Source organism: Acinetobacter sp. Colony158 (assembly GCF_019264745.1).
Classification (GTDB): domain Bacteria; phylum Pseudomonadota; class Gammaproteobacteria; order Pseudomonadales; family Moraxellaceae; genus Acinetobacter; species Acinetobacter ursingii.
Genome location: NZ_CP078523.1, coordinates 1,109,508 through 1,109,727 on the forward strand (window position 1 = coordinate 1,109,508; position 220 = coordinate 1,109,727).

At 40.5% G+C, this 220-nt stretch carries 1 protein-coding gene (running past one end of the window); it reads right to left on the minus strand.

Features of this window, described 5'->3' with window-relative positions; genetic code table 11:
* On the minus strand, positions 1-203 hold part of the coding region annotated (locus JR005_RS04280; protein WP_228731749.1) for a nucleotide sugar dehydrogenase (this coding region is incomplete at its 3' end). 645 nt of the annotated region lie to the left of the window's left edge; 203 of 848 annotated nt are visible.
* Positions 204-220 lie beyond the last annotated feature (17 nt).

Here is a 220-nt window from a genome sequence, read left to right on the forward strand (position 1 = left end):
GTATAACGCAAATTGACTGCTTGTTTTAATTCTTCTGCCGAAGTTTCTAGCGTATGATCATGCCCAGCAAGCAGTTCAGCAATACGTTGTTGATTAATATCAAAACCAATGGTGGGTTTTTGCTTGCCAAACTCAACGGCTAGTGGCAGCCCAACATAACCTAGTCCAATAATTGCAATACTGAGCTGTTCAAGCTGAAACATAAGAAACCCGATAATGA